This is a genomic window from Aggregatibacter sp. HK296 (assembly GCF_980469475.1).
Map to the genome: position 1 here is coordinate 1,754,061 of NZ_OZ413142.1, position 26,524 is coordinate 1,780,584.

Here is a 26,524-nt window from a genome sequence, read left to right on the forward strand (position 1 = left end):
TAATTATTCCTCAATTGAACCGCCAACAGCCTCAATAGCTGCTTTAGCGCCTTTAGTAACACGTAATCCACGAACAACTAACTTAACTTTAACTTCACCAGCTAAAATTACCTTAGCAAACTGAATATCCTTAGTTAAAATATTAGCTGCTTTTAGTGTCTCTAAAGTTACAATGCCATTTTCAATTTTGTTTAAGTCATCTAAACGAACTTCTGCTGTTACTGCAGACTTCATTGAAGTAAAACCAAATTTAGGTAAACGACGATATAAAGGCATTTGACCACCTTCAAACCCGCGACGAACACCGCCACCGGTACGAGATTTTTGACCTTTATGACCACGTCCACCGGTTTTACCTAAACCAGAACCGATACCACGACCAAGACGTTTAGCACTATGCTTAGCACCTTCAGCCGGAGATAGAGTATTTAAACGCATCTATTACTCCTCCACTTTAACCATATATGAAATCTGGTTAATCATTCCACGTACTGCCGGAGTATCAATTAACTCAACAGTATGATGCATATGGCGAAGACCAAGACCACGTAGCGTAGCTTTATGCTTCGGTAAACGAGCAATAGAACTACGAACTTGCGTTACTTTAATAGTTTTAGCCATTATTAATTACCCCAAAATTTCATCAACTGATTTACCACGTTTAGCAGCAACCATTTCTGGTGATTTCATATTTGCTAAAGCATCAATAGTTGCACGAACAACATTGATTGGGTTAGTTGAACCATAAGCCTTTGACAATACGTTACGTACGCCAGCAACTTCTAACACAGCACGCATTGCACCACCGGCAATGATACCGGTACCCTCACTAGCAGGTTGCATAAATACTCTAGAACCTGTATGGACACCCTTAACAGGGTGCTGCAATGTTCCTTCAGTTAAAGTTACATTGATCATATTACGACGCGCCTTCTCCATTGCCTTTTGAATAGCTGCAGGAACTTCACGCGCTTTGCCATATCCAAAACCGACACGGCCATTACCATCGCCCACTACGGTCAACGCAGTGAAACTCATGATACGACCACCTTTCACAGTTTTAGATACGCGGTTTACCGCAATTAGCTTCTCTTGCAGTTCACCAGCTTGTTTTTCGATGTTTGACATCTCAAATTACCTCAATTAGAACTGTAGACCAGCTTCACGAGCAGCATCCGCCAAAGATTGGACACGGCCATGATATTTAAAACCAGAACGATCAAAAGCCACGTCTTTAACGCCTTTTGCTAATGCTCTTTCCGCAACAACTTTACCGACAACAGCGGCTGCTTCTTTATTTCCGGTATATTTCACTTGCTCACTAATTACTTTCTCAACAGTAGAAGCAGCAGCAAGCACTTCCGAACCGTTTGGTGCGATAACCTGAGCGTAGATATGACGTGGAGTACGATGAATAACTAAACGAGTTACTCCCTGTTCTCTCATCATATGACGCGCACGAGCCGCACGACGGATACGAGCTGATTTCTTATCCATAGTGTTACCTTAATTATTTCTTCTTAGCTTCTTTAATACGTACCACTTCATCAGCGTAACGTACCCCTTTACCTTTATACGGTTCAGGGCGACGATAAGCACGAATATCTGCAGCAACTTGACCAATCAACTGTTTATCTGAGCCTTTCAAAACAATTTCAGTTTGAGAAGGACACTCAGCAGTAATTCCTGCAGGTAAAACATGCTCAACAGGGTGAGAAAATCCAAGACTTAAAGCAACAGCATTTCCCTTAATTTGAGCTCTATAACCTACACCTACTAATTGTAGTTTTCTTGTAAATCCTTCAGTCACACCGATAACCATGGAATTAACTAATGCTCTAGCAGTACCTGACTGAGCATTACCACCTTCAATACCTTCGCGAGGTGAAAATGTTAATTCATTATTTTCATGCTTAACTTCTACTGAATGATGAATAGAGCGAGACAACTCACCATTTTTACCTTTAATTGTTAGTAACTGTCCGTTAAGTTTTACCTCAACACCGGCAGGAATACTAACAGGTGCTTTTGCAACACGAGACATTTTCCTACCTCTCCATTAAGCTACATAACAAATGATCTCACCGCCTAAACCCGCTTGACGAGCTGCACGGTCAGTCATTACACCTTTAGATGTAGATACTACAGCAATACCTAAACCACCCATTACTTTCGGTAATTCGTCTTTACGTTTGTAAATACGAAGACCTGGGCGACTTACACGCTGAATACTCTCTACAACCGGTTTATTTTGGAAATATTTTAATGTAATTTCCAATTCAGGTTTTACACCTTCAACTACTTTAACGCTTTCGATATAACCTTCGCTAGCTAATACATTGGCAATTGCAACTTTTAGCTTGGATGAAGGCATACTGATCGCAACTTTATTCGCAGCTTGACCGTTACGAATACGGGTCAACATATCTGCGATAGGATCTTGCATACTCATTGTGCTTTTACTCCGATTCCAAATTAAAGTGGCATACTACCAGCTAGCTTTCTTAAGGCCTGGGATTTCACCGCGCATAGCAGCTTCACGAACCTTAATACGGCTTAAACCAAACTTACGAAGAACGCCGTGAGGACGTCCAGTTTGACGACAACGGTTACGTTGACGACTAGGGCTAGAATCACGTGGTAAAGTTTGTAACTTCATCACGGCATTCCAACGATCTTCGTCAGAGGCATTAACGTCAGAAATAATTTTTTTCAATTCTACGCGTTGCGCATAAAATTTTTCAGCCAATTTGACGCGCTTTACATCGCGTGCTTTCATTGATTGTTTAGCCATTTGCAACCTGCCTTACTTACGGAATGGGAAATTAAAGGCAGCCAATAGTGCTCGACCTTCTTCATCATTCTTAGCTGTTGTGGTAATAGTAATATCTAAACCACGTACACGATCTACTTTATCATAGTCGATTTCAGGGAAGATGATTTGCTCACGCACACCCATACTGTAATTTCCACGACCATCAAATGATTTCGCGCTTAAACCGCGGAAGTCACGAATACGTGGAACAGCAATTGTAATTAAACGTTCTAAGAACTCCCACATACGTTCACCACGTAGTGTTACTTTACAACCGATTGGATATCCCTGACGGATTTTAAAGCCTGCAACAGACTTGCGAGCTTTAGTAACCAAAGGTTTTTGACCGCTAATCGCTGCTAAATCTGCTACTGCATTATCTAGCAATTTTTTATCGGTCAATGCTTCACCCACACCCATATTTAGGGTTATCTTTTCGATTCGTGGGACTTGCATGACAGATGAGTAGTTGAATTTAGTTTTCAATTCATTTACTACTTGATCTCTGTAGTAATCATGCAGTTTCGCCATCGCATTACTCCAGTTTGTTAAATAATTTCATTGTTAGATTTGAAGAAACGTACTTTTTTGCCATCTTCGAATCTAAAACCTACGCGGTCAGCTTTATTTGTTGTTGGGTTGAAAATTGCAACGTTTGATACATCAATTGCAGCTTCTTTCTTCACTAAACCACCTTCTTTACCTAAAGCAGGTACCGGTTTTTCATGTTTAGTGATGATATTTACGCCTTCAACAATCACTTTACCGTTAGATAACACTTTTGTTACCTTACCGCGCTTACCTTTGCTTTTGCCGGTAAGCACAATTACTTCATCATTTTGACGGATTTTTGCAGCCATTACATTCTCCTTACAGTACTTCTGGAGCTAAAGAAATGATCTTCATGAATTTCTCAGAACGAAGTTCACGAGTCACCGGTCCAAAAATACGAGTACCGATTGGTTGCTCGGTGTTATTATTTAAAATTACACAGGCATTACCATCGAAACGAATAACTGACCCATCTGGGCGACGAACACCCTTCTTGGTGCGCACAACAACTGCTTTTAACACATCACCTTTTTTCACTTTACCACGTGGAATTGCTTCTTTTACGGTAATTTTGATGATGTCGCCAATAGCAGCATAACGACGGTGCGATCCACCTAGAACCTTGATACACATTACGCTACGAGCCCCTGAGTTATCAGCAACATCCAGCATAGTCTGTTCTTGGATCATATTAGTGCTCCGTTAAATTAAAAAACCACCCTTGCGGGACGAACCTTCCGAAAATACACATTAAATAAATGTATATGACGGAGAGGTGGCGGAGTTTAGCAAAATTAGATACAAAAAGCAACGGGATTTTATTTCTAAAAATTTACTTATAGGAAAAAATTCCAGTTAGTAAAATCTCATCTCACTCTTATACTTATGTGAGAAAACAGAAGTGCGGTCAGAATTTCAAGCGTTTAAAAAATGAAAAGCCAATAACTTTACGCTATTGGCTTTTATTTTATTACTTTTTGTTGTTAATTAAGCAATCACTGCTTTCTCAACTACACGAACTAAAGTCCATGATTTAGTTTTAGAAATCGGACGACATTCGCGAACTTCTACTAAATCACCTAATTTAGCTTCGTTATTTTCATCGTGCACATGTAGTTTAGTTGTGCGACGGATAAACTTACCATAAAGTGGGTGTTTAACCTTGCGTTCAATAGCAACAACGAAAGATTTCTCCATCTTGTCACTTACTACACGACCTTGCACGCTACGAATTTTATCAGTCATTACTCACCCGCCTTTTCGGTTAGAACAGTTTTAATTTGTGCAATACTACGACGCACTTGTTTTAACTGATGGGTTTGTTGAAGCTGACCGGTGGCTGCTTGCATACGCAACTTGAATTGCTCACCTAACAAGTTAACCAATTCAGCATTCAGCTCTTCAACACTTTTTGTACGTAGTTCTTGAGCTTTCATTACATCACCGTCTTAGTTACGAAAGTGGTCTTAATTGGCAATTTAGCAGCTGCTAAAGCAAATGCTTCTCTTGCGATCTCTTCAGACACACCATCCATTTCATAGAGAACTTTACCCGGCTGGATTAAGGCTACCCAGTACTCAACGTTACCTTTACCTTTACCCATACGGACTTCTAATGGTTTTTCAGTAATTGGTTTATCCGGGAATACACGAATCCAGATTTTACCTTGACGTTTTACTGCACGAGTCATCGCACGACGAGCGGCTTCAATTTGACGCGCAGTTAAACGACCACGACCAACTGCTTTTAAACCGAAAGTACCGAAGCTAACTTCTGTACCACCCGCGATACCGCGGTTACGGCCTTTGTGAACTTTACGGAATTTTGTACGTTTTGGTTGCAACATTTAGCGATTCTCCTTACTTACGACCTTTACCGCGCGGAGCCTTTTTAGGCTTGTCGGCAGGTTGTTGTTCCGGTTGCGCTAGCGCAGCCATTCCACCAAGAATCTCACCTTTGAAGATCCATACTTTAACGCCGATTACGCCGTATGTAGTATGAGCTTCTGCAGTGTTATAGTCGATGTCCGCACGCAATGTATGTAGAGGCACGCGACCTTCACGATACCATTCAGAACGAGCAATTTCAGCACCGCCCAAACGACCGCTAACTTCAACTTTGATACCTTTAGCGCCTAAACGCATTGCATTTTGTACCGCTTTCTTCATAGCACGACGGAACATAACACGACGTTCTAATTGTGAAGCGATGCTGTCTGCAACTAATTTTGCATCTAATTCAGGTTTTTTCACTTCAGCGATGTTGATTTGAGCAGGAACGCCGGCAATTTTTGCCACTGCATTACGCAATTTTTCAACATCTTCACCTTTTTTACCAATTACGATACCCGGGCGAGCTGTGTGAATAGTAACACGAATACTTTTCGCAGGACGTTCAATAGTGATACGTGAAACGGAAGCATTCGCTAATTCTTTATTCAAGAATTGACGTACTTTGAAATCGCCTTCAAGATTGTCAGCGAAGTCTTGTGTATTCGCAAACCAAGTAGAGCTCCAAGGTTTTACAATACCTAGGCGAATACCATGTGGATGTACTTTTTGACCCATTGTTATTCCTCTACGATTAACGATCTGACACAACCACAGTAATGTGGCTTGTACGTTTTAAAATACGATCTGCACGACCTTTAGCACGTGGCATAACACGTTTCATGCTTGGACCTTCATCTACGAAAATCTTCGCAACTTTAAGATCATCGATATCTGCACCGTCATTGTGCTCCGCATTAGCAATCGCTGACTCAAGAACTTTCTTCACTAAAGCAGATGCTTTTTTATTCGTGTAAGTAAGAATTTCTAGAGCTTGAGCAACTTTCTTGCCACGGATTAAATCCGCAACTAAGCGAGCTTTTTGCGCTGAAGTGCGAGCGTAACGATGTTTTGCAATAGTTTCCATCTTTTACCCCTTACTTCTTAGCTTTCTTGTCCGCAGCGTGACCGCGGTAAGTACGAGTCGGTGCAAATTCACCTAATTTATGACCGATCATTTCATCAGAAACATAAACAGGAACATGCTGACGACCATTATGGACTGCGATGGTCAATCCAATCATTGATGGAATGATCATTGAACGACGGGACCAAGTTTTAATTGGTTTTTTATCCCCGCTTTCCACCGCCTTCTCTACCTTCTTCAACAAGTGTAGGTCAAGGAAAGGACCTTTCTTGAGAGAACGTGGCATGGCTTATCCTCTTATTTAATTAAAATTATTTACCACGACGACGTACGATATATTTATCAGTACGTTTGTTATGGCGAGTTTTCTTACCTTTAGTTTGAACGCCCCAAGGTGTTACTGGGTGTTTACCAAAGTTACGACCTTCACCACCACCGTGTGGGTGATCTACTGGGTTCATTGCTGTACCACGAACTGTAGGGCGTACACCTCTCCAGCGGTTAGCACCGGCTTTACCCAATACGCGAAGCATATGCTCTGAGTTGCCTACTTCACCAATGGTGGCAGAACATTCAGCTAACACTTTACGCATCTCGCCAGAACGGAGACGTAAAGTCACATAATTACCTTCACGGGCAATGATCTGTACATAAGCACCGGCCGAACGAGCAATTTGACCGCCCTTGCCTGGTTTTAATTCAACGTTATGTACGGTAGAACCAACCGGGATATTACGCATTGGTAATGAGTTACCAACTTTAATTGGAGCATGTGCACCCGCTTGGATTTGATCACCTGCAGCCAAACCTTTTGGTGCTAAGATATAACGACGTTCACCATCTTTATACAGCACTAAAGCAATATTTGCAGAACGATTCGGATCGTATTCTAAACGTTCAACAACACCAGGAATGTCTAATTTATTACGTTTAAAATCAATTAAACGATAGTGTTGTTTGTGACCGCCACCGATGTGACGAGTAGTAATACGACCATAGTTGTTACGACCACCGGTTTTAGATTTAGTATCTAAAAGCGCAGCAAAAGGTTTACCTTTATGCAACTCAGGGTTAACAACTTTAACAACATGACGACGACCAGCGGAGGTCGGCTTACATTTAACGATAGCCATTATCTTCTACTCCTCCGTAATTACTCTGCTGCGCCTTCAACGAAGTCCAAAGATTGTCCTTCTTGAAGTGTAACATAAGCTTTTTTCCAGTCACTGCGACGTCCCATCTTAGCACCACGGCGTTTAGTTTTACCTTTCACCACAACGGTACGAACAGAATCCACTTTCACTTCAAAAAGTTGCTCTACTGCATTAGCAATTTCTACTTTATTCGCATCTAAAGCGACTTTAAAAACGATTGTGTTTGACTTCTCAGCGTTATTTGTTGCTTTCTCAGAGACATGTGGTGCTTTAAGCACTTTTAGCAAACGTTCTTGACTCATGCTAACATCTCCTCAATTTGCTTCACAGCATCCACAGTTACAACTACTTTATCGAAAGCAATTAAACTTACCGGATCGATACCTTGAGCATCACGAACATCTACTTTGTATAAGTTGCGTGCTGCCAAGAATAGATTTTCATCTAAACTTGCTGTGATGATTAACACATCTTCAAGTGCTAATTCTTTTAATTTTTGTACTAATACTTTGGTTTTTGGTGCATCAATTTCAAATTTATCAACAACAACTAAACGATCTTGACGAACAAGCTCGGAAAGAATGCTTTTGATTGCACCGCGGTACATCTTCTTGTTCACTTTTTGACTGTGATCTTGTGGTTTCGCTGCGAAAGTGACACCACCAGAACGCCAAATTGGTGATTTAATATCACCGGAACGAGCACGACCTGTACCTTTTTGACGCCAAGGTTTTTTACCTGAACCAGACACTTCAGCACGAGTTTTTTGTGCACGAGAACCTTGACGAGCACCTGCTGCGTAAGCAACAACAACTTGGTGAATCAACGCTTCGTTAAACTCACGGCCGAAGGTAGTTTCAGAAACAGTGAGTGCATTAGCACCAACAACTTGTAATTCCATCTCTATCTCCTAGACCTATGCTTTAACTGCCGGCTTAACGATAACATCACTACCAGTAGCACCCGGAACGGCACCTTTTACTAATAGCAATTTACGCTCAGCATCTACACGAACAACTTCAAGGGATTGAACGGTTACACGCTCAGCACCTAAGTGTCCTGCCATTTTTTTACCTTTAAACACACGACCCGGAGTTTGGTTTTGACCAATAGAACCGAGAACACGATGTGATAAAGAGTTACCGTGGGTAGCATCTTGAGTACGGAAGTTCCAACGTTTAACACCACCTTGGAAACCTTTACCTTTAGAAGTACCGGTAACATCAACTTTTTTAACATCTGCAAAGATGTCAACGTTAATTTCTTGACCTAAAGTGAATTCTTCACCTTCAGTACGAAATTCCCATAAACCGCGACCAGCTTCAACGCCAGCTTTCACGAAATGACCCGCTTCAGGCTTCGTTACACGACTTGCTTTTTTAGAGCCAGTGGTAACTTGAACTGCAGTATAGCCATCGTTTTCAAGAGTTTTAACTTGAGTTACGCGGTTGGCTTCGATTTCGATAACGGTAACCGGTACAGACACGCCATCTTCATTGAAGATACGGGTCATACCGACTTTACGACCGACTAAACCAATCATTGTAATAACCTCTTAATTAACCTAGGCTGATCTGCACGTCAACGCCGGCAGCCAAGTCTAAACGCATTAAAGCATCAACAGTTTTTTCTGTTGGCTCAACAATATCAACTAAACGTTTGTGAGTACGGATTTCATATTGATCACGCGCATCTTTGTTTACGTGTGGAGAAATCAATACTGTGAAACGCTCTTTACGAGTTGGTAAAGGAATCGGACCACGCACTTGCGCACCGGTACGTTTAGCTGTTTCAACGATCTCCGCTGTGGATTGATCGATCAAACGATGATCAAACGCTTTAAGGCGGATACGGATTCTTTGGTTCTGCATGAGACCAGAGCTCCAATAAATTTAGCTAATAAAAAAACTAACACCATCACAATTCTTACATCAAAACAACAAGAAAAGGAGGTGCAAGCTACCTGTTATATAGTCTCCAAATCGGAGACATTGTTAGTATTACATATCGTAATACCCGTTTAATAAATGATTACATTAAACGGCTTCTATAATTAAAGCCCGTGAATTCTACTAAAACCTCGTCTTCACTGCAAGCCTTTTCTTACTTTTTACATCAATAAAGTGCGGTGAATTTCAAAAACGTTTTCTAAAACGACCGCACTTTATTGATGAAAAAGTGAATTACAACGGCAATTCGGTAGTAGATTTAATGGTTTTTAGCGATACTTCGGACTTTAACGTTTTAATGCCGATCTCTTTGGTTAAATATTTGGTTTTTATAGCGTGAAATTCATCCAAATCGGATACCAGCATTTTTAAAATAAAATCATAACTTCCTGCCATCAAATGACATTCTGTGATTTGCGGAATCAATTTCACTTCAAAAATGAACCGCTCTTTGAGGGCAGGATCTTCTTCAAAAAATGTACCCTGCACATAAACAAGTAAATTGCGGTTTAATTTTTTAGGATTCAATAACGCCGTATAACCATCGATAACACCGCTTTCTTCTAAATGGTTTACTCGACGCAAACAAGCGGAATTTGACAGCCCGATTTCTTTGGCGAGCTCATTATTTTGCAAGCGCCCGTTGCGCTGTAAAGCCTTTAAAATGCGCGTATCAATGTTATCGAATAATTTCTTAAACATAAAAAATCCCTTTTTTAGGAAAGAAAATGCGTGCGCATTATAACAAGGCCACCTATAAAAAACTGTGATATAGGTGGCCTTTATTAAAATTGATGTTAAACACTATATAAGGAGACTTGAACAACCAGTAGGATTGCCCCGATGACCAATAAGCAGCCAATCATCGGCATCACAAATTTCACCCATTTATTAAATGGAATGTGCAACATTTGTAATGTCACCAACACCAAACCGGTCGGTGCCAAGAACAACATAGCGTATTGACCCCAGTTATAGGCAGAAACCACGATGTCACGCGGAATACCCACTGCGTCCGCAAGCGGTGCCATAATTGGCATGGAAAGCACTGCCAAACCGGAAGAAGATGGTACGATAAGACCTAAGAAGATGAAGACTACTAATTGACCGAGGATAAAGACGCTACCCGGCATACCACTTACAAGGTTAGACATGTAATCCAAAATGGTGTCGGAAATCATACCTTGTTCAAGCACTAAGTTTACACCACGAGCCAAACCGATAATCAAAGATACACCAACCAATTCGGAAGCCCCTTCGGTAAAGGATTCCACAATATCTTTTTCTTTCAAGCCACTGATAAACATAATGATAATCGTGATGGACAAGAAAGAAGCAGCCATTTGTGGGAACCACCAACCGCCCGCCATTACCCCCCAAATCATGATTGGGAAAGCAATACAGAAGAGGATTAAGATCAGTTTTCTTCTTAAGGTAAATTCAAGCACGGTATTTGGGTCAAAGTTTTTCATATAACGATGATAAAACTCTTCTCTATCTTCATAAGTATAGGAAAAACTCGGATCCGCTTTTACTTTCTTACCATACCAATATAAGTACGAAATCACGCAAGTTGCCCCTAACACGAGACCAATCGCACGGAAACCAATCCCTTCAGTAAATTGAATACCCGCCGCATTAGACGCGATAACCACTGAGAATGGGTTAATCGTGGAAAATGCTGTACCCATGGAGGAAGCTAAGAAAATTGCCCCAACACAGATGATGGCATCATACCCCAGCGCTAAAAATACCGGCACCAAGATAGGGTAAAACGCAACGGCTTCTTCTTCGATACCGCAAGTTGTACCACCTAACACCATCAACACGGAAACACTAAATACAATCATAAATTCATTGCCTTTCGTGCGCCGTGCCAACGCCATGAGCCCTGCGTTAAATGACCCTGTTCTGTTAATCACACCGATCATACCGCCCAGCACGAAGATGAACACCATCACATCTACCGCTTCGATGGTTCCTTCCACCATGCTGATAGGAATATCTTTGATACCTTTGTAATGTTGTTCAATACGTTGATAAGTGCCCGGAATGGCAATCGGTTTTTTGATCACCCCTTCGGTGAAATTGGAGAGTTTAATTTTGATATTAAGATTATTTAAGGTTTCTTCCGTAGCAGGATAGGTTTTATCTTGCTCACCATAAGCTTTTACTACAAAGACTTTTTCGGTCGTATTATAGGTCAACTTAGAATAGGAACCGGAAGGAATAACCCATGTTAATCCCACCGCAAGGATTAAAATGAAGAATAAAATCGTGAACGCTGATGGGAAATTAAAGACCTTTTTTTTATTAGACGCTTCCATAGCAGACTCCTCGTCAATATCGAAGTTAGCAGATCGGCATAATCATTCATCAACCATGCCGACCGCACATTCTACTTTGAACTGCTAAAATACTCAAAGTGAGTTTATTATTATGAATAATAAGAAATTTCTTTCACTTTATTCGTGATACGTGTGCCGGCTTTACCTTTCACAATATCAACGATATCAGAAAGTGATCCAATCACGGCATCTTTACCCGTACTACGTGCAAAATTCACTGCAGCCTGTACTTTTGGTCCCATCGAACCGGCAGCAAAGCCCATTTTTTCAATTTCATCCGGTGGTGCTGATGCGATAGCTTTTTGTGTTGGTTTGCCCCAATCCACAAAGGTAGCTGACACATCAGTCGCGATAATGAATAAATCTGCTTCCAGATTATCGGCAAGTAGTGCAGAACATAAGTCTTTATCGATAACCGCTTCTACGCCACGCAAATTATGTTGCTCATCGTAGTAAGTCGGAATACCGCCACCACCGGCGCAAATCACGATACTGCCTTTTTCTAACAACCATTTCACCGGGTTGATTTCAAAAATGCGTTTTGGTAACGGACTCGGCACCACGCGGCGATATTTGTCACCATCTTGTGCAATGCTCCAGTTTTTCTCTTTTGCCAAGCGTTCGGCTTCCTCTTTGGAATACACCGGACCAATTGGTTTGGTTGGATTTTTAAATGCCGGGTCATTAATATCGACTTCCACTTGTGATAGCAATGTGGCGAACGGCACTTCAAACGGCACTAAGTTACCTAATTCTTGTTCAATCATGTAACCAATCATACCCACAGATTCTGCACCCAATACATCTAACGGATAAGGAGGCACTTCTTTATAGGCTGCACTTTGTAATGCTAACAAACCTACTTGTGGACCATTACCATGTGCGATGACCAATTCGTTGTTTGGATAAATCTTCGCAATTTGTTCACAAGCGATACGCACGTTTAATCGCTGATTCTCAGCGGTGAGCGGCTCGCCGCGACGCAACAAGGCATTTCCACCCAATGCAATAACAATTCTCATACGCCACCTCTTAAATTAAGCTGGAATAAAGTACGGCTTTAATGGTATGCATGCGGTTTTCCGCTTGCTCAAAGGCCACATTCATTGGAGACTCAAAGACATCTTCGGTCACTTCAATACCATTGGCTAATTCAGGATATTTTTCAGCAATTTGGCGGCCCACTTTGGTTTCGCTGTTATGGAATGCCGGTAAGCAGTGCATGAATTTCACACGCGGATTGCCGGTGCGTTTCATCAATTCAGGAGTGACTTGATACGGTAATAATAATTTAATCCGTTCGCCCCAGGTTTCTAATGGTTCACCCATGGAAACCCATACGTCAGTGTGCACGAAATCAACGTCTTTCACGGCTTTATCAATATCATCGGTCACCGTAATGCGTGCGCCACTTTGTTTTGCAAATTTTTCGCACATATCCACTAACTCTGCATCCGGTAATAGGGCTTTTGGTCCGCAAATACGTACATCCATACCCAATTTGGCACCGATTAATAACAAGGAATTCCCCATATTGTTGCGCGCATCACCGATGTAAACATATTTGATTTCACTTAATGGTTTATCGCAATTTTCAATCATGGTTAACACGTCCGCCAACATTTGTGTTGGGTGGAATTCATCGGTTAAACCGTTGAACACCGGCACGCCGGCATATTCGGCTAATTCGTCCACAATTTCTTGTTTGAAACCACGATATTCAATAGCGTCATACATTCTGCCTAATACGCGGGCAGTATCTTTCATACTTTCTTTATGGCCAATTTGAGATGAGTTTGGATCGATGTAAGTGACTTGGGCGCCTTGGTCATAAGCAGCAACTTCAAAAGCGCAACGGGTACGGGTAGAGGTTTTTTCAAAAATTAGCGCAATATTTTTGCCTTTTAATTTTTGTTGTTCGGTACCGGCATATTTTGCTCTTTTTAAGTCTCTGGATAAATCTAATAAATATTTGATTTCACGTTCTGAGTGATTAACAAGACTTAATAAGTGTCTGTTTTTAAGATTGAAAGCCATAATAATCTCCTTGATTTTTGTTTATTGACTTAATCCGAATAGCCAAGCTATTCACAAACTATTTATTCGACATACAACCTACTCCTTGCGAACGTCTTTATTCTAAAAGAAAGGCAAGTAAATATCGTTTCGAATTTCCGCTCGTAATGTAAAGATTTTGAACAAATTTCTAACAAAGGGCTTTTTATTGGTATAAAATTCGAACAAAAAATTTTCTATGTGAAAAAATTTTAACCTCATCACCCAACATTAATCTCATCATGAACACTGTGCTTCTTTTTTTACGTCATAACGCCATTAAAGTGCGGTATGTTTTACACAAGAAATTACGTCAAACCTATCGAATTTCACACAAAACCCTCGAATTTACCTGTTTACTGATAGGCGCCAGCTTGGTCTCTCTGTTTTCCCTTGGCTTTGCCAAACTTGCGGATTTGGGCTTGGAATGGAACGCCCATTGGACACAACAATATCCCCTTGCTGTCTGGTTTATTTTGCCCGGCGGTTTGGCGCTCTTAACCTGGTTCGTCGCCAAATACACACCTTATGTCGGTGGCAGTGGCATCCCACAAGTGATTGCCTCCCTTAGCCTGCCCCATCAAGCCAATAAAAACCGTTTAGTCGCCTTTGGACAGACTCTATGGAAAATTCCACTCACGTTTTTAGCAATGCTCATCGGCGCCTCTGTTGGACGGGAAGGGCCGTCCGTACAAGTCGGTGCAGCCGTGATGTTATGGTGGGGCAACTTGTGCCGAAAATATGGCGTGGCATTTACCGGATTGAGTGCGAATGAACTGATGGCAACCGGGGCAGCCGGTGGTCTCGCCGCCGCATTTAATGCGCCTTTAGCCGGTGTTATTTTTGCCATCGAAGAATTGGGTCGTGGTGTGCTATTGCGTTGGGAACGACGCGTATTGTTAGGCGTACTCGCGGCTGGTTTTATTTTAGTGGCTATTGAAGGCAACAACCCCTATTTCCCCACATATCGTGGCGTAACCGATATGCCTTATTTATGTTTATGGGTTTTAGTTTGTGGTGCGGTAAGTGGTGTCAGTGGGGGAATTTTCGGCCGTTTGTTAATCAAAGGCGCAGCCGGCACCTTCCCTTTCTGCCGCCATTGGATACGCAAGCACCCTATTTTCACCGCCATTATTTTAGGCCTAATTTTGACCGCACTTGGCGTTTACACCAACGGCCAAACTTACGGCACCGGCTACCAAGTCGTCACCCAAGCGCTCGATGGCCAAGCGGTACAAAGCGACATTGGTATTCTGAAACTGTTCGCCACAGTAGGCACATATTGGACGGGCATTGCCGGCGGTATTTTCACCCCTTCACTCACCATCGGCGCAGGACTTGGCGTACAAGTTGCCGCCTTTACTGACGGTTCAGTCGACCAGCGCTTGCTGGTGTTGTTATGTATGGCGGCATTTCTCGCAGGTGCGACCCAATCGCCGGTCACCGCCAGCGTTATCGTGATGGAAATGACCGGCTGCCAACCCGTATTGATTTGGCTATTGATTTGCTGCCTGATTTCCTCCATTATTTCACGCCAATTTAATCCGAAGCCGTTTTACCACATGGCAGCAGGGCGTTTCCGCCAACGGATCAAAGAAGAAATGCCAAAAGACATGAAGGAAAACCCATAAAAATGTCCCAACATCAACCGCACTTTTACCGCGGCCGCTTCGCCGTTGCCCCGATGCTCGATTGGACAACGCGCCATTGCCGTTATTTCCATCGCCAATTTTCCCGTCACGCCTTGCTTTATACGGAAATGGTGACCACCCAAGCCATTATTCATGCCAAATATAATCACCTTGATTTTGATACGGCAGAAAACCCGGTGGCGTTGCAACTGGGCGGCAGCGATCCAAAACAACTTCAACATTGCGCTCAATTAGCGCAACAGCGTGGTTACCAAGAAATCAATTTGAACGTAGGTTGCCCATCCGATCGCGTACAAAACGGTATGTTTGGTGCGTGTTTAATGGCAAAAGCGGAACTGGTTGCAGAGTGCGTACAACAAATGCAAAGTGCGGTGCACATTCCCGTCACCGTAAAAACCCGCATCGGCATTGATGATTTTGACAGCTATGATTTCCTGTGTGATTTCATCCAAAAAGTGCAGCAAGCCGGCTGTCAGGAATTTATTGTGCATGCCCGTAAAGCGTGGTTATCCGGTTTAAGCCCGAAACAAAATCGTGAAATTCCGCCGCTAAATTACGAACGTGTGTATCAACTAAAACAGGATTTTCCCCATTTGCTCATCAGCATCAACGGTGGCATTAAAACCACTGAAGAAATGCAACAGCACTTGAAGTATGTGGATGGTGTCATGGTAGGTCGCGAAGCTTATCAAAATCCCGCTTTGCTCGGTCATATCGATCACGCATTGTTTGACGCCAATGCCCCGATTATCCCCCCACGCCAAGCGGTGGAAAACATGTTTCCATACATCGAACAGCAACTCAGCCAAGGCGTCTATCTGAATCATATCGTGCGCCATATGCTCGGTGCCTTCCAAAACTGCAAAGGCGCACGCCAATGGCGTCGTTATTTAAGCGAAAATGCCTACAAAGCCGGCGCCGGCATTGATGTAGTCGAAACCGCATTAGGGTTTGTGGAAACGTAAAAGTGCGGTCAGTTTTAGATGCAAAAAAGCACGCATGAGAAAATGCGTGCCATCAATAAATCAGTTATAAAACAAAAGTGCGGTGGATTTAAAAAACGTTTTTCAAACCCACCGCACTTTTTCATCTATTACAGAATATGTTGATATTCTTCTAACATTTCTTTCGGCCAAACGCTGGATTGCACTTCGCCGATATGTTTTTTACGCAATAACAACATCGCCAAACGAGATTGACCGATACCACCACCAATACTTAACGGCAATTTGCCTTGCAATAATTCTTGGTGCCAATCCATGTTGAGACGGTCTTCATCACCGGTTAAGCTCACTTGTAAACGTAACGCTGCTTCATCTACACGAATCCCCATAGAAGACAACTCAAAGGCTTTGCCAAGTTGGTCGTTCCAAACCAAGATATCACCGTTCAAGCCTTTGTAGCCGTTTTCTGACTCTGTTGTCCAGTCATCGTAATCCGGTGCACGTCCATCATGTGGTTTGCCATCAGACAATTTACCGCCGATCCCCACTAAGAAAACCGCACCGTATTCTTTACAAATCGCATTTTCACGCTCTTTGCCGCTCATGTTTGGATAACGTTTCACAAGGTCTTCACTGTGAACGAAAGTAATGTGTTTTGGTAGTACGGATGGAATATCAAAACGGGCTTCCACTGCCAATTCTGTTAAGCGAATCGCACGATAAATCGAATTCACGGTTTCTTTTAAATAGGCGAAATTGCGACGACCTTCCGGAATCACTTTCTCCCAGTCCCATTGGTCCACATAAACGGAATGGGTCGCATCTAACGAATCTTCGTCCGGACGCAACGCTTTCATGTGTACAAACAAGCCTTCACCTTCTCTAAAATGAAAACGAGCCAATGTATGACGTTTCCATTTTGCCAAAGAGTGAACCACTTCAAACACCGCATTTGGAATTTGTTTTACATGCACTTGAACCGCTTTTTCAATACCGGAAAGGTTATCTTGCATGCCATTACCAACCTGACTTAAGATTGGGCCTTGAACTTCGATGATGCCTAATTGCTCGATGAGGTTTTGAGTAAATGTATTTTTTACAAAACTAATCTCTTGTTGTTGCAAAATAAATGTCTTTTTCATTGTTTTTACCCTATATTATTTAACGTTTCTACATGAATGCGGTAGATTCTCCCTATTCTTTAGGGTTAATGCAACACAATTTAGCCAGAATTAAAGAAACTTCATCATTATTTAAATAACATCTAAAAAATAATATAATTATTTAGAGTTTTTAAAACAAAGGAGTGTGTTATGCACAATATCGACAATTTAGATCAACAAATATTGCGTGTATTAACCAAAGATGCCCGAACCCCTTATGCAGAAATGGCGAAAAATTTTGGTGTTAGCCCCGGCACCATTCATGTTCGGGTGGAAAAAATGCGCCAGTCAGGCATTATTGAAGGGACAAAAGTGAAAATCAATGAACGCAAACTAGGTTATGATGTTTGCGGTTTCATCGGCATTATTTTGAAATCGGCAAAAGATTATGACAAAGTGATCAAAAAGCTAGAGGCCATTGATGAAGTAGTAGAAGCCTATTACACCACCGGCAATTATTCTATTTTCATTAAAGTCATGACACACACCATTGCCGAACTGCACTTAGTCTTATCGGCTAAAATTCAGTTAATCGACGAGATTCAATCCACAGAAACCTTAATTTCCATGCAGAATCCGATTTTGCGTGATATTAAACCGTAAAAAACAACGAATAAGAAAGGAGGATGTTATGTCTGAAGTCTTTCACCTTGGCTTAACGAAAGCCATGTTAGATGGGGCTAAATTAGCCATCGTCCCGGGCGCACCGGAGCGTGTGGAACGCATTGCACGCTTATTGGATCGCCCAAAATTCCTCGCCTCTACCCGCGAATTTACCTCTTGGCTCGGTTATATTGAGGAGCATGCCGTGGTCGTATGTTCCACCGGTATTGGCGGCCCATCGGTTTCCATTGCAGTAGAAGAATTAGCCCAGCTCGGTGTGCGTACTTTCTTACGTATCGGCACAACCGGCGCCATCCAACCGCACATTAACGTCGGTGATTTATTAGTGACAACCGGTGCTGTACGTCTCGATGGCGCCAGCCGCCATTTCGCCCCATTGGAATATCCGGCGGTAGCAAACTTTGAATGTACCGAAGCCCTTTACAAAGTCGCTAAAGAAGAGGTCGGCGATGCCGTCCATGTGGGTATCACAGCTTCTTCCGACACCTTCTATCCGGGACAAGAACGTTATGACACTTACACCAGCAAGATTTGTCGTCATTTCCAGGGTTCATTAAAACAATGGCAAGAATTGAACGTGATGAACTATGAAATGGAGTCTGCCACCTTGTTCACCATGTGCTCCGCACTGGGTTTGCGTGCCGGCATGATCGCAGGTGCTATCGTCAACCGCACCCAACAAGAAATCCCGAATGAGGCGACCATTCAATCCACGGAAGAAACCGCCATTCACGTAGTAGTGAAAGCGGCAGGCTTGTTAGTGTAATTGACGTAAGCACACAGACACAGCTTATCGCATAAAAAGAGCGGTCGAAAAACACCATGAATTTCGACCGCTCTTTTTATTGTCTGTATCAAATCAATGGCAATAAAAAAGCCTCCGTTAAGAGGCTTTTTTTAGCATTTTATTTTGAGTATAACGGTGCAGGACCTGTTTTACCCATCGTTTTCGTGCCTTCAGCTTTTACTAACGCGCCGGAAGAGGAAATCTCTACACGACGGTTAGGTGCTAAGCAATCTTTTAGTGCTTGACCACTGCCATCACAAGCTTTCACTTGGTTTGCTTTACCGTGTCCGATAGCTACGATGTGCGCTTTCAAGCCTAACTCAGCCAAACGCGCTTTCACACGGTCTGCACGACGTTGTGATAAAGCTAAATTATAACGATCAGAACCTAAGCGATCGGTATAGCCGTCAACAGTGACTTCTTTTGCTTTAGCAGATTTTAACTGCTGTGCAATATTGTCAATCACTTCTACACCTTGTGCAGTCAATGTGTCCTTGTTAAAATCAAACAAGAAATCGCCGGACAAACTGAAAGAATAGTTGCTGTTACAGCCGTTTGGATACCAATAGAAATTTTGTGCGTTCATCTCAGAATCGAACAATACTTTAAATTGGCATACTTTATTTGCACCGTTTTCACGGTAGTTAAACACGTAATCCCATTCGCGCACGCCGAATAAGCCTTCCGCAAAATGCGGGCGGCCGATCAAATAATAGAGTTGATCTTTATTCATGCCTTTTTCAATCATTCGAACGTTATCCCAGTTCGGCCAAGAACCGTATTGGCTACCGTCATGATTAAATGTGGAATCTTCAACTTTAGGCCACACTAATTGGGTGTTCTCCACCGGTGCGCCATCTTTAGATACGTGACTTAAGTTACCGCAAGCAACCAACATAGTTGCAGCGATAGTTGATAATAACATTTTTGCTAAGGTCATCTCTTCACCTCGTAGAATTCATAAAATAGTTGTTTGTTTCAACCTTGGGTTGCTTCTCTTTGGTTACCAAGGGAAATCACATTATTTAACCGGATTGCACATAAAAGTGCGGTCGGTTTTTATCGTGAAATTCACCTTGGTATGCCTTCAAAAATAGGAAAGCTATCGCTTCCCTATTTTATTAGGCGAACGGTATTACCATTGGTAGCCCGCACCTACACCAGCACCAAAGTTGCCACGGGTGTCGCTGTTACCAGTCAATTTCACCACAACTTTACCGTTATCAGAAACGCGGGATACACCTAGGGCAATCGCGCCTTCACCACGGTAAGTACCGGCAGAAACAGCAACCATGTTTTTACCCGGCAAGTAAGCTTGCGGTAAAGATGCTGCTGCGTTAGCACCCGCTACACCGGCACGCAGATTTCTGTCAACACGGTTAACCTTGCCTTCAAGAATGCGCAATTGTCCAACATTCGCTGCATCGGTATTGTTCACGCCTGGTGCAACATTTTTGATGGTCATATTGTTAGCATCGATACCATTGCTCTTCGTCATGCTTGGGCCATCTTTAATGGTTACGCCATCATTGGTGATTTTGGTAGTACCACCAACAGTTACGTGTTCAGTTGCAGTGACGCTATTGACATTAACATCGTTTGCCAAGCCTACAGTCACGGTGTTTCCTTCGACTTTGGTCATAATATTTTTACCGCCATCAAATTTAGTCCAATCCGTGTTTGTTGCAGCACCTTTAATATCGACTTGAGTATTCAATTTGGCATTATGAACTGTGCCGTCATTTGCACCAAATTTTAATCCGTCATTTAAAGTTGCTACATATTCACGTGCACCACCGTCAACATCGTAAACGATACGAGTTTTCTTCTCACCCGCTGCACCATTTACGTCAGTTGCACCTTGAGCAACAGTGACCTTGCCTTTAGCATCTTCACCATCAATACCAATAGAACCATCTTTGCCGTTTAAAGTAACGCTGTTTTGATCGTCTTTACTTTTCACCGCTAAAGTTCCATCTTGGTTACCCTTAGTTGTACCGCCAAGAGTAATCTCGTTATTTAAGCTAACTGTTAATTTCGCAGTTTTCTTGCCATCAACTTGTTGCTCTTCAACTTTAGTATTGATGTTGTCATCACCGGTAATTTGAGCTGTAGTACCTAGGTCTTGTTTAACCTCGTTATTGTTTTTGTCTTTCAAACCGAAAGCATCTGTCGCTACTGTTTTCAAATCACCAACATTAACAGCATTTTTTAGTTTAGTGTCTGGTGCTTTAGTGACATCTGTAACACCATCTAAACCACTTGCAAGTCCAGTAATTGCTTTGTCATTCATCGCAATACCGTTCTTAGTTATGCTTGGACCACCTGTGATGGTAACACCTTGGCTGTCTACCGTAGTACTATCGTTACCCTTAACGAACTGAGCGCTTGTTAAGTCTTTCAACTCTTTGTTCAACGTCACCTTAACATCACCACCATCGGCTTTTGTTGTGATGTTGGTATCGCCTTTCACACCAACTGTGTCACCCAGCTTACGTACGCTGGTATTACCACCATCAGTTGCGAAGGTTAAACCTTCATTATCGACTTTAGTTTTAGCATCAACACCTTTTTGAATATCGGCTTTAGCTTTGTCAGATAAGTCAACTTTATAGTTTGTTACATGAACAGTGCCTTTTTTCGCTTCTGCTTCAGCTTCAACTTTAATCATGTCAGAACCGTTTGAAACAGAGGCTGAAGTATCTTTAGCAGAGACGGTGTAAATAGTCTGTTTACCAGCACCTGTTTGAGTAGTAACGGTAACATTTTCACCCGCTTCAACTTCTGTCTTCGCAGCTGTAACCGCAGTCTCAAGATCGGTTTTCACTTTATGCAACTGACCACCGTTAACAGCATCTTTACTGTCTGCTGCAATTGTGCCATCAGCCACATTGGTGATTTTCTCGTTGCCTGCGTTGATACCATCAGTTGTCACTGACACCTTACCAGCAGTTAGCCCTTTGTCAGTCACTTTTACATTCGTACCAACAGCTAAACCATCTTTATTCAAGGTAGTTTGGTCAATTTTGACACTTCCTGCATCACCAAGGTTAAGATTTTTGTTTAATGCAACTTTTACGTTACCAGCATCGTGAGTTACAGTGATATTGTCATCGCCACTAATGTTGACTTCACCCTCAGGCTTAACAACATGCTTGTTGGTATCGCCTGTACCGGTACTGAGCGTCCAGCCTTTGCCTGCTGTTGCTGCTGCATTTTTTACTTCATTCAACTGAGCAACATTTACTGCATCAGTATCAGCTTCACCTGCTTTAACATTAGTGATTTTCTTATCACCTGCATTGATACCGTTAGTAATTGTCATACTTGGACCATTGTCGATGGTGACACCATCTTTAGTCACTTTAGTAGCACCAACTTTAACGCTTCCATCTTCGGTGAGATTAAGATCCTTGTTTAATTCAAGTTTTACGTTGCCTTGATCATTGCTTACAGTAATATTTGCATTAGCAGAGCTAATATCGACATCACCACCCGGCTTAACGTTGTGCTTATTACCAGATTTAGCCGTAGTAAGATTCCAGCCTTTTTCTGCGGTTTCTTTCACTTCGTTTAATTGGCTACCGTTAACCGCATCTGTACTGTTTGCGTTAACATCACCAGCTGCCACTTTAGTGATTTTGTTACCATTAGCATCGATAGAGGTCTTAGTAAAGCTTGGACCATCTTTGATAGTTACACCAGAACTATTAACGGTTGTATTGGCATTATCATCACCGAACTGAGCACTTGTTAAGTTTTTCAGCTCTTTGGCTAATTTGATATCAACTTGGTTTGTACCATTTACAACAGTACCGATATTTTCATCAGAAAGCGCCCCTTTGGCACCACCGTTAAGTTTAAGTGCTTGTCCGGCTGCGCGTTTAACCATAGTGATACTTGCATCATCAATTGCTAAGCCATTCAGATCTTTTCCATCTGCACCTGAATTATCCGCAACAAATCCCATTGGACGGGTGTGTGCATACAATTGGCTACCATTGATTGCATCAGTACTATGCTCTGCCACTAAACCAGCCGCAACACCTTGAAGACGACGAGTCTCAGCCTTATTACCGATCGTAACAACACCTACCGGTGCGCCACCTGCGTACTGATAAGCTGGGAAGCCATTAGAAACGAACTGACTGTAATTACCCTTTCCTGCAGATACTGTAGCTTCATCAATAAAGGCAGAGCTTGTACCTAAGTAAACAGAGTTTTGCAATTTTGCATCAACGTTGTTACCTAAGATGAAATAACCTTTACCGATCTTAGCTTTTTGACCGGCAGCAGCTGGATCAGATGGATCCTCAGCGTTATCGAGTAGGTCATTTGATTCATTAATGGTGTTTCCGGTACCAATAACATAGGAATCAGTAATGTTTAATCCCTTAGTAGCAGGCGACGTACTACCAATAGTATTGCCCGCCCCCATTACAAAAATATTTTTGCTATCTTCTAACGGGTTATTAGCGGTATCAATGGTATTGCCGTGACCGGTAACATAGACATTTTTCACTGGCAATGCATCGGCATCTTTTGCCGCAAGGTTACCAATTTTGTTGTTATTCCCCATAACACGCATATTTTGAGAACCACGTACTAAGTTATTATTACCGAATACGCCAGACTCATTAGAAGGAATTTCACCATTCATATTACCGATAGAGTAAGTACCACTACCGCGTACTCGCGTTGCTCCTGGACCATAGTCACCTGACAAAGAAGCTCCGATACTTTTATTGGTAAATGTTCCTGCATAACCAATACTACCAGAGTTTTCACCAACAACCTGTTGATGTGAACCAATAGCGATTGAGTTTGCGCCTGCCGCCATAGCAGCTGTACCGATCGCATTTGCTGATTGTGCTAATGCTTGTGCTTGGCTACCAAATGCGTTAGCTTGTAGGGAATTTGCTCGAGCACGTTCACCAATCGCATTCGCTTTAGCTCCTGAAGAAACAGCGTAATAACCAAGTGCAATTGCGCGATCAATGCCACCTTCCGCAAGATTTTGAACTGAGGTTGCAGCTAAGCTACCAATAGCAATTGAATTATTACCTTGAGTCTGAGAACCAGCCCCCAAAGCGATACCGTATTTATAACCTTCGTTTTGTTTAGATACGGCAGTTGTGTTGTCAGTTTTTTTACCATCATCCAGTTCATCACTACCAACATATTCTGTCCCGATAGCAATACCACCCTCATCATAGTTAGTCACTTTATTACCTAAAGCAACGCTATTGTTGGCATATGTAGCTGCTGAGGTTCCGATTGCCATTGAGCGTTCACCTTTCGCGCCCATATTATCGTAGTTAGCGATACCTGTTTTCTTAGCATCATTGACACTAAAATAATGGTGAGAATTTTGAGCAATTTCATCTTTCAATTGTTTCACATTTACAGCATCAGTATCACTGTTTCCTGACGCAACATTTTGTAAACGTGTAAGTTTTGCTGGACTACCAGCCGGTCCACCAAATGTAACACTGTTTGTCTCAGGATCATTATCGCCATCATCAGTGTCATAAAGAACTGCACCGGCAACGGATGCACTGGTATTCCTAGCAACAGTAATTGTTTTTCCTAATTCTACTTCTAGCTTTTTCAATTGTTTTACAGTTACTGCATCTTGATCATCTGCGCCATCTGCAACATTAACTAGACGACGATAAAGCTTATCGTTACCAACATCGTTACCAACAGATACCACCGATGTAGATTTCATTCCAGTATATACACCAGCACCATCTTTATCATTAGCAACTGAATTAGCACCTAAAGCCACGCTACCACCATGAGCTTGCGCGGCAGAACCAATTGCAACTGACTCTTCCCCTTCTGTCGCAGACTCATTACCAATCGCTACAGATTTAGATTTTTTAGCTTTAGCGCCATAACCCACGGCAGTTGCCATATCTTCAGCTTGCGTTTGAGAACCTAAAGCCGTTGCTTTCACGACAGAAGACTGACCATCACGGGCATTTGCTTGGTTACCAATAGAAACGTTCTCAATCATCGCCTCAGGACTAGAACTCGAACTGATATTCTTACCAGCACCTAAACCAATTGCGACACTAGCCTTACCTCTAACATACTGGCCAGCTTTCTCGCCCAAAGCCACATTAAACTGACCAACTACATTCGTACCTGAGTCAACACCAATATTAATATTTGAATGTTTTGTTCCTGTAACATCAGCTTCTTGTCCAACACCCGCATTTAAACCAATAGAAATTGTTTTATTTTGGTTTGCTGAAGCCGACTTACCAATAGCAATCCCATTCGTGGTTGAACTAGCTAACTCACCTAATGCGACACCCGCTTCAGATGATTTTGCAGTAGTACCAATCGCTAAACCGCCTTTCTCTGCGGAAGCTGCATGACCAATTGAGATTGTATTAGCATCTTTAGATTCTGCAGCTTGTCCCATTGCGATAGAAGAATCAGCTCCCCAATGATTCATAGCCCCGTTACCAAAAGCAATCGCAGAATTTGAACCAATGCTCCGCGCTCCAGAACCAATTGCGATACTATTAGAAGCTAATGTCTCCGCTTTGTCTTTATTTGTTGTTAATGCACCTTTACCAATTGCGATACTCTGATCACCTCTGCTGACAGCGTGATCACCAATCGCAATACCACTTTTACCATCACCAAGCATAATCTGCTGAGCGTTGTCATATTTAGTATCCTCAGTTTTAGTACCTACTTGAGCACTATGACCTAATACAACTGAAGAGGTAGAACTTCCTAACGCAGCTGCTCCATGACCAACAGCAACAGACTCTGCGCCATTAGAAGAAGCATTCACACCCAATGCAACAGTATTATTCCCACCGGCTTTAGCCTCTGGGCCAATTGCAACAGCGTCAGTTCCACCGGCTGTAGCATCAGGTTTTGTTGAATTTGCACGGAAATATTTAATACCGTTATAGGTTTCACCAATACCTAATTTTTCTGTAGAAGTTTTTAGCTTTTCAAGTTTATCGTCAGTAGTAGTTTTATAGTTACCAAAATCAGTTTTTAATGTATTTAGATCATCTTGGCTAGCTTTACCATTAACGGTAGTTGTTAATGTATTTAGAGCATCTTGACTAGCTTTACCATTCACTGTGTTTTGTAATGTAGTTAAATCAGCTTGGCTAGCTTTAGTTGCTACATCATCGGTGGTTGCTAAATTTTTACCATTCAATGTAGCAGTACCATGTAATGTTGTTGTACCTGTTGCTGAACCACCAGCGGCAGCTGCAGCACCAACAGTTAATGATGTTGTTGCGGTAACATTCGAAGCATTAACATCAGCAGCAAATACTGAAGATGCGCCGAAGCAGAATGAAAGAGCGACAGAAAGTGCGGTTAATTTTGTGCGTACTTTTGCAGTGTTGCTTGATGCCGCTGTTGAATTGCGTCCTGATACCCCTTTAGAGCGCGCTAATTCGGATACAACGACTAATACGTTAGTTACCTTACTCCAGATAACCTTGTATATATTATTCATGGAAGTTCTCCTAATGGTTAAATTTAATCAAGATATATTGATATATAACTTTAATGGATAA

At 42.2% G+C, this 26,524-nt stretch carries 32 protein-coding genes; 4 read left to right on the forward strand and 28 right to left on the reverse strand.

What is annotated here, in order from left to right; all coding sequences use genetic code 11:
* Positions 1–3: 3 nt before the first annotated feature.
* From rplO to AC30SH_RS08430, 25 genes are all read right to left on the reverse strand, one after another.
* Positions 4–438, reverse strand: coding sequence for a 50S ribosomal protein L15 (gene rplO, locus AC30SH_RS08310; protein WP_005715768.1), 435 nt, complete (start codon positions 436–438; stop codon positions 4–6).
* A gap of 3 nt (positions 439–441) precedes the next feature.
* The gene (rpmD, locus tag AC30SH_RS08315) at positions 442–621 is read right to left on the reverse strand and encodes a 50S ribosomal protein L30 (protein WP_005715766.1); all 180 of its coding nucleotides are present in this window, start codon (positions 619–621) and stop codon (positions 442–444) included.
* A gap of 6 nt (positions 622–627) precedes the next feature.
* Positions 628–1,128, reverse strand: a complete 501-nt coding sequence (rpsE, locus tag AC30SH_RS08320) for a 30S ribosomal protein S5 (RefSeq protein WP_005715763.1) — start codon at positions 1,126–1,128, stop codon at positions 628–630.
* 15 nt (positions 1,129–1,143) lie between these two features.
* Positions 1,144–1,497 carry a 50S ribosomal protein L18 gene (gene rplR, locus AC30SH_RS08325; protein ID WP_048750160.1) on the reverse strand — a complete coding sequence of 118 codons (354 nt, stop codon included), beginning with the start codon at positions 1,495–1,497 and terminating at the stop codon, positions 1,144–1,146.
* Between the two features lie 13 nt (positions 1,498–1,510).
* Positions 1,511–2,044, reverse strand: coding sequence for a 50S ribosomal protein L6 (gene rplF, locus AC30SH_RS08330; protein WP_005715756.1), 534 nt, complete (start codon positions 2,042–2,044; stop codon positions 1,511–1,513).
* Positions 2,045–2,059: 15 nt separating this feature from the next.
* Complete coding sequence (gene rpsH / locus AC30SH_RS08335; protein WP_005715755.1) at positions 2,060–2,452, reverse strand: 30S ribosomal protein S8; 393 nt, start codon at positions 2,450–2,452, stop codon at positions 2,060–2,062.
* A gap of 36 nt (positions 2,453–2,488) precedes the next feature.
* The gene (rpsN, locus tag AC30SH_RS08340) at positions 2,489–2,794 is read right to left on the reverse strand and encodes a 30S ribosomal protein S14 (RefSeq protein WP_005715753.1); all 306 of its coding nucleotides are present in this window, start codon (positions 2,792–2,794) and stop codon (positions 2,489–2,491) included.
* Positions 2,795–2,806: 12 nt separating this feature from the next.
* Positions 2,807–3,346 carry a 50S ribosomal protein L5 gene (rplE, locus tag AC30SH_RS08345; protein ID WP_005715751.1) on the reverse strand — a complete coding sequence of 180 codons (540 nt, stop codon included), beginning with the start codon at positions 3,344–3,346 and terminating at the stop codon, positions 2,807–2,809.
* Positions 3,347–3,363: 17 nt separating this feature from the next.
* Positions 3,364–3,675 (reverse strand): 50S ribosomal protein L24, encoded by a 312-nt coding sequence (gene rplX / locus AC30SH_RS08350; RefSeq protein ID WP_005548785.1) that lies wholly within the window; start codon positions 3,673–3,675, stop codon positions 3,364–3,366.
* Positions 3,676–3,685: 10 nt separating this feature from the next.
* A complete protein-coding gene (rplN, locus tag AC30SH_RS08355) occupies positions 3,686–4,057 on the reverse strand; it encodes a 50S ribosomal protein L14 (protein WP_005548786.1) in 372 nt (123 codons plus the stop codon).
* A gap of 297 nt (positions 4,058–4,354) precedes the next feature.
* Positions 4,355–4,612 (reverse strand): 30S ribosomal protein S17, encoded by a 258-nt coding sequence (gene rpsQ, locus AC30SH_RS08360; RefSeq protein ID WP_005539352.1) that lies wholly within the window; start codon positions 4,610–4,612, stop codon positions 4,355–4,357.
* Positions 4,612–4,803: a 50S ribosomal protein L29 gene (gene rpmC, locus AC30SH_RS08365; protein WP_005539356.1), complete on the reverse strand. Its 192-nt coding sequence runs from the start codon at positions 4,801–4,803 to the stop codon at positions 4,612–4,614. Before rpmC ends, rpsQ begins: the two co-directional genes overlap by 1 nt.
* Positions 4,803–5,213, reverse strand: a complete 411-nt coding sequence (gene rplP, locus AC30SH_RS08370; protein ID WP_005715748.1) for a 50S ribosomal protein L16 — start codon at positions 5,211–5,213, stop codon at positions 4,803–4,805. Before rplP ends, rpmC begins: the two co-directional genes overlap by 1 nt.
* 13 nt (positions 5,214–5,226) lie before the next feature.
* Positions 5,227–5,934: a 30S ribosomal protein S3 gene (rpsC, locus tag AC30SH_RS08375; RefSeq protein WP_005715746.1), complete on the reverse strand. Its 708-nt coding sequence runs from the start codon at positions 5,932–5,934 to the stop codon at positions 5,227–5,229.
* Positions 5,935–5,950: 16 nt separating this feature from the next.
* Complete coding sequence (rplV, locus tag AC30SH_RS08380; protein WP_005539363.1) at positions 5,951–6,283, reverse strand: 50S ribosomal protein L22; 333 nt, start codon at positions 6,281–6,283, stop codon at positions 5,951–5,953.
* Positions 6,284–6,293: 10 nt separating this feature from the next.
* Entirely contained in the window at positions 6,294–6,569 is a 276-nt protein-coding gene (gene rpsS, locus AC30SH_RS08385) for a 30S ribosomal protein S19 (RefSeq protein ID WP_005539416.1), read from the reverse strand.
* Between the two features lie 25 nt (positions 6,570–6,594).
* A complete protein-coding gene (gene rplB, locus AC30SH_RS08390) occupies positions 6,595–7,416 on the reverse strand; it encodes a 50S ribosomal protein L2 (RefSeq protein WP_005701883.1) in 822 nt (273 codons plus the stop codon).
* A gap of 20 nt (positions 7,417–7,436) precedes the next feature.
* Entirely contained in the window at positions 7,437–7,739 is a 303-nt protein-coding gene (gene rplW / locus AC30SH_RS08395) for a 50S ribosomal protein L23 (protein WP_005701885.1), read from the reverse strand.
* Complete coding sequence (gene rplD, locus AC30SH_RS08400; protein WP_005556240.1) at positions 7,736–8,338, reverse strand: 50S ribosomal protein L4; 603 nt, start codon at positions 8,336–8,338, stop codon at positions 7,736–7,738. Before rplD ends, rplW begins: the two co-directional genes overlap by 4 nt.
* 15 nt (positions 8,339–8,353) lie before the next feature.
* Entirely contained in the window at positions 8,354–8,980 is a 627-nt protein-coding gene (gene rplC, locus AC30SH_RS08405) for a 50S ribosomal protein L3 (RefSeq protein ID WP_005704440.1), read from the reverse strand.
* A gap of 16 nt (positions 8,981–8,996) precedes the next feature.
* Complete coding sequence (rpsJ, locus tag AC30SH_RS08410) at positions 8,997–9,308, reverse strand: 30S ribosomal protein S10 (RefSeq protein WP_001181005.1); 312 nt, start codon at positions 9,306–9,308, stop codon at positions 8,997–8,999.
* 312 nt (positions 9,309–9,620) lie between these two features.
* The gene (locus AC30SH_RS08415; protein ID WP_005715742.1) at positions 9,621–10,088 is read right to left on the reverse strand and encodes an Lrp/AsnC family transcriptional regulator; all 468 of its coding nucleotides are present in this window, start codon (positions 10,086–10,088) and stop codon (positions 9,621–9,623) included.
* 95 nt (positions 10,089–10,183) lie between these two features.
* Entirely contained in the window at positions 10,184–11,713 is a 1,530-nt protein-coding gene (locus AC30SH_RS08420; RefSeq protein WP_489582356.1) for a YfcC family protein, read from the reverse strand.
* A 110-nt stretch (positions 11,714–11,823) separates the two neighbouring features.
* Positions 11,824–12,756 (reverse strand): carbamate kinase, encoded by a 933-nt coding sequence (arcC, locus tag AC30SH_RS08425; protein ID WP_048750166.1) that lies wholly within the window; start codon positions 12,754–12,756, stop codon positions 11,824–11,826.
* A gap of 10 nt (positions 12,757–12,766) precedes the next feature.
* Positions 12,767–13,771, reverse strand: a complete 1,005-nt coding sequence (locus tag AC30SH_RS08430; protein WP_021616560.1) for an ornithine carbamoyltransferase — start codon at positions 13,769–13,771, stop codon at positions 12,767–12,769.
* A 260-nt stretch (positions 13,772–14,031) separates the two neighbouring features.
* Here AC30SH_RS08430 and AC30SH_RS08435 point away from each other — a divergent pair, with 260 nt between their 5' ends.
* Together AC30SH_RS08435 and dusA are read left to right on the forward strand one after the other, a co-directional pair.
* On the forward strand, positions 14,032–15,420 hold the full coding sequence (locus AC30SH_RS08435; protein WP_489582357.1) for a chloride channel protein: 1,389 nt from the start codon (positions 14,032–14,034) through the stop codon (positions 15,418–15,420).
* A gap of 2 nt (positions 15,421–15,422) precedes the next feature.
* Positions 15,423–16,406 carry a tRNA dihydrouridine(20/20a) synthase DusA gene (gene dusA / locus AC30SH_RS08440; protein ID WP_489582358.1) on the forward strand — a complete coding sequence of 328 codons (984 nt, stop codon included), beginning with the start codon at positions 15,423–15,425 and terminating at the stop codon, positions 16,404–16,406.
* Between the two features lie 128 nt (positions 16,407–16,534).
* Here the strand turns inward: dusA and asnA are convergent, their stop codons facing one another.
* Positions 16,535–17,527, reverse strand: coding sequence for an aspartate--ammonia ligase (asnA, locus tag AC30SH_RS08445; RefSeq protein WP_005715731.1), 993 nt, complete (start codon positions 17,525–17,527; stop codon positions 16,535–16,537).
* A gap of 171 nt (positions 17,528–17,698) precedes the next feature.
* On the opposite strand from asnA, the gene asnC reads away from it, so the two are divergent.
* Complete coding sequence (gene asnC / locus AC30SH_RS08450; protein ID WP_005715729.1) at positions 17,699–18,151, forward strand: transcriptional regulator AsnC; 453 nt, start codon at positions 17,699–17,701, stop codon at positions 18,149–18,151.
* Positions 18,152–18,179: 28 nt separating this feature from the next.
* Positions 18,180–18,938, forward strand: a complete 759-nt coding sequence (gene udp, locus AC30SH_RS08455; RefSeq protein WP_489582359.1) for a uridine phosphorylase — start codon at positions 18,180–18,182, stop codon at positions 18,936–18,938.
* Between the two features lie 139 nt (positions 18,939–19,077).
* On the opposite strand, the gene AC30SH_RS08460 is transcribed toward udp, so the two are convergent.
* Together AC30SH_RS08460 and AC30SH_RS08465 are read right to left on the reverse strand one after the other, a co-directional pair.
* Complete coding sequence (locus tag AC30SH_RS08460; RefSeq protein ID WP_489582360.1) at positions 19,078–19,899, reverse strand: OmpA family protein; 822 nt, start codon at positions 19,897–19,899, stop codon at positions 19,078–19,080.
* A 195-nt stretch (positions 19,900–20,094) separates the two neighbouring features.
* Positions 20,095–26,463: a YadA-like family protein gene (locus AC30SH_RS08465; protein ID WP_489582361.1), complete on the reverse strand. Its 6,369-nt coding sequence runs from the start codon at positions 26,461–26,463 to the stop codon at positions 20,095–20,097.
* Positions 26,464–26,524: the final 61 nt, after the last annotated feature.

Coding starts and splice junctions, on each gene's coding strand:
- rplC (WP_005704440.1), bottom strand. CDS start 8,980: ATGATTGGTTTAGTCGGTCGTAAAGTCGGTATGACCCGTATCTTCAAT.
- AC30SH_RS08465 (WP_489582361.1), bottom strand. CDS start 26,463: ATGAATAATATATACAAGGTTATCTGGAGTAAGGTAACTAACGTATTA.
- rpmD (WP_005715766.1), bottom strand. CDS start 621: ATGGCTAAAACTATTAAAGTAACGCAAGTTCGTAGTTCTATTGCTCGT.
- rpsE (WP_005715763.1), bottom strand. CDS start 1,128: ATGTCAAACATCGAAAAACAAGCTGGTGAACTGCAAGAGAAGCTAATT.
- rpsJ (WP_001181005.1), bottom strand. CDS start 9,308: ATGCAGAACCAAAGAATCCGTATCCGCCTTAAAGCGTTTGATCATCGT.
- rplR (WP_048750160.1), bottom strand. CDS start 1,497: ATGGATAAGAAATCAGCTCGTATCCGTCGTGCGGCTCGTGCGCGTCAT.
- asnC (WP_005715729.1), top strand. CDS start 17,699: ATGCACAATATCGACAATTTAGATCAACAAATATTGCGTGTATTAACC.
- AC30SH_RS08415 (WP_005715742.1), bottom strand. CDS start 10,088: ATGTTTAAGAAATTATTCGATAACATTGATACGCGCATTTTAAAGGCT.
- rpsS (WP_005539416.1), bottom strand. CDS start 6,569: ATGCCACGTTCTCTCAAGAAAGGTCCTTTCCTTGACCTACACTTGTTG.
- rpsQ (WP_005539352.1), bottom strand. CDS start 4,612: ATGACTGATAAAATTCGTAGCGTGCAAGGTCGTGTAGTAAGTGACAAG.
- rplO (WP_005715768.1), bottom strand. CDS start 438: ATGCGTTTAAATACTCTATCTCCGGCTGAAGGTGCTAAGCATAGTGCT.
- rplX (WP_005548785.1), bottom strand. CDS start 3,675: ATGGCTGCAAAAATCCGTCAAAATGATGAAGTAATTGTGCTTACCGGC.
- AC30SH_RS08420 (WP_489582356.1), bottom strand. CDS start 11,713: ATGGAAGCGTCTAATAAAAAAAAGGTCTTTAATTTCCCATCAGCGTTC.
- rpmC (WP_005539356.1), bottom strand. CDS start 4,803: ATGAAAGCTCAAGAACTACGTACAAAAAGTGTTGAAGAGCTGAATGCT.
- rpsH (WP_005715755.1), bottom strand. CDS start 2,452: ATGAGTATGCAAGATCCTATCGCAGATATGTTGACCCGTATTCGTAAC.
- rplD (WP_005556240.1), bottom strand. CDS start 8,338: ATGGAATTACAAGTTGTTGGTGCTAATGCACTCACTGTTTCTGAAACT.
- rplP (WP_005715748.1), bottom strand. CDS start 5,213: ATGTTGCAACCAAAACGTACAAAATTCCGTAAAGTTCACAAAGGCCGT.
- rplW (WP_005701885.1), bottom strand. CDS start 7,739: ATGAGTCAAGAACGTTTGCTAAAAGTGCTTAAAGCACCACATGTCTCT.
- rplN (WP_005548786.1), bottom strand. CDS start 4,057: ATGATCCAAGAACAGACTATGCTGGATGTTGCTGATAACTCAGGGGCT.
- arcC (WP_048750166.1), bottom strand. CDS start 12,756: ATGAGAATTGTTATTGCATTGGGTGGAAATGCCTTGTTGCGTCGCGGC.
- rplF (WP_005715756.1), bottom strand. CDS start 2,044: ATGTCTCGTGTTGCAAAAGCACCTGTTAGTATTCCTGCCGGTGTTGAG.
- rplB (WP_005701883.1), bottom strand. CDS start 7,416: ATGGCTATCGTTAAATGTAAGCCGACCTCCGCTGGTCGTCGTCATGTT.
- AC30SH_RS08430 (WP_021616560.1), bottom strand. CDS start 13,771: ATGGCTTTCAATCTTAAAAACAGACACTTATTAAGTCTTGTTAATCAC.
- rplE (WP_005715751.1), bottom strand. CDS start 3,346: ATGGCGAAACTGCATGATTACTACAGAGATCAAGTAGTAAATGAATTG.
- udp (WP_489582359.1), top strand. CDS start 18,180: ATGTCTGAAGTCTTTCACCTTGGCTTAACGAAAGCCATGTTAGATGGG.
- asnA (WP_005715731.1), bottom strand. CDS start 17,527: ATGAAAAAGACATTTATTTTGCAACAACAAGAGATTAGTTTTGTAAAA.
- rpsN (WP_005715753.1), bottom strand. CDS start 2,794: ATGGCTAAACAATCAATGAAAGCACGCGATGTAAAGCGCGTCAAATTG.
- dusA (WP_489582358.1), top strand. CDS start 15,423: ATGTCCCAACATCAACCGCACTTTTACCGCGGCCGCTTCGCCGTTGCC.
- AC30SH_RS08460 (WP_489582360.1), bottom strand. CDS start 19,899: ATGACCTTAGCAAAAATGTTATTATCAACTATCGCTGCAACTATGTTG.
- AC30SH_RS08435 (WP_489582357.1), top strand. CDS start 14,032: ATGAACACTGTGCTTCTTTTTTTACGTCATAACGCCATTAAAGTGCGG.
- rpsC (WP_005715746.1), bottom strand. CDS start 5,934: ATGGGTCAAAAAGTACATCCACATGGTATTCGCCTAGGTATTGTAAAA.
- rplV (WP_005539363.1), bottom strand. CDS start 6,283: ATGGAAACTATTGCAAAACATCGTTACGCTCGCACTTCAGCGCAAAAA.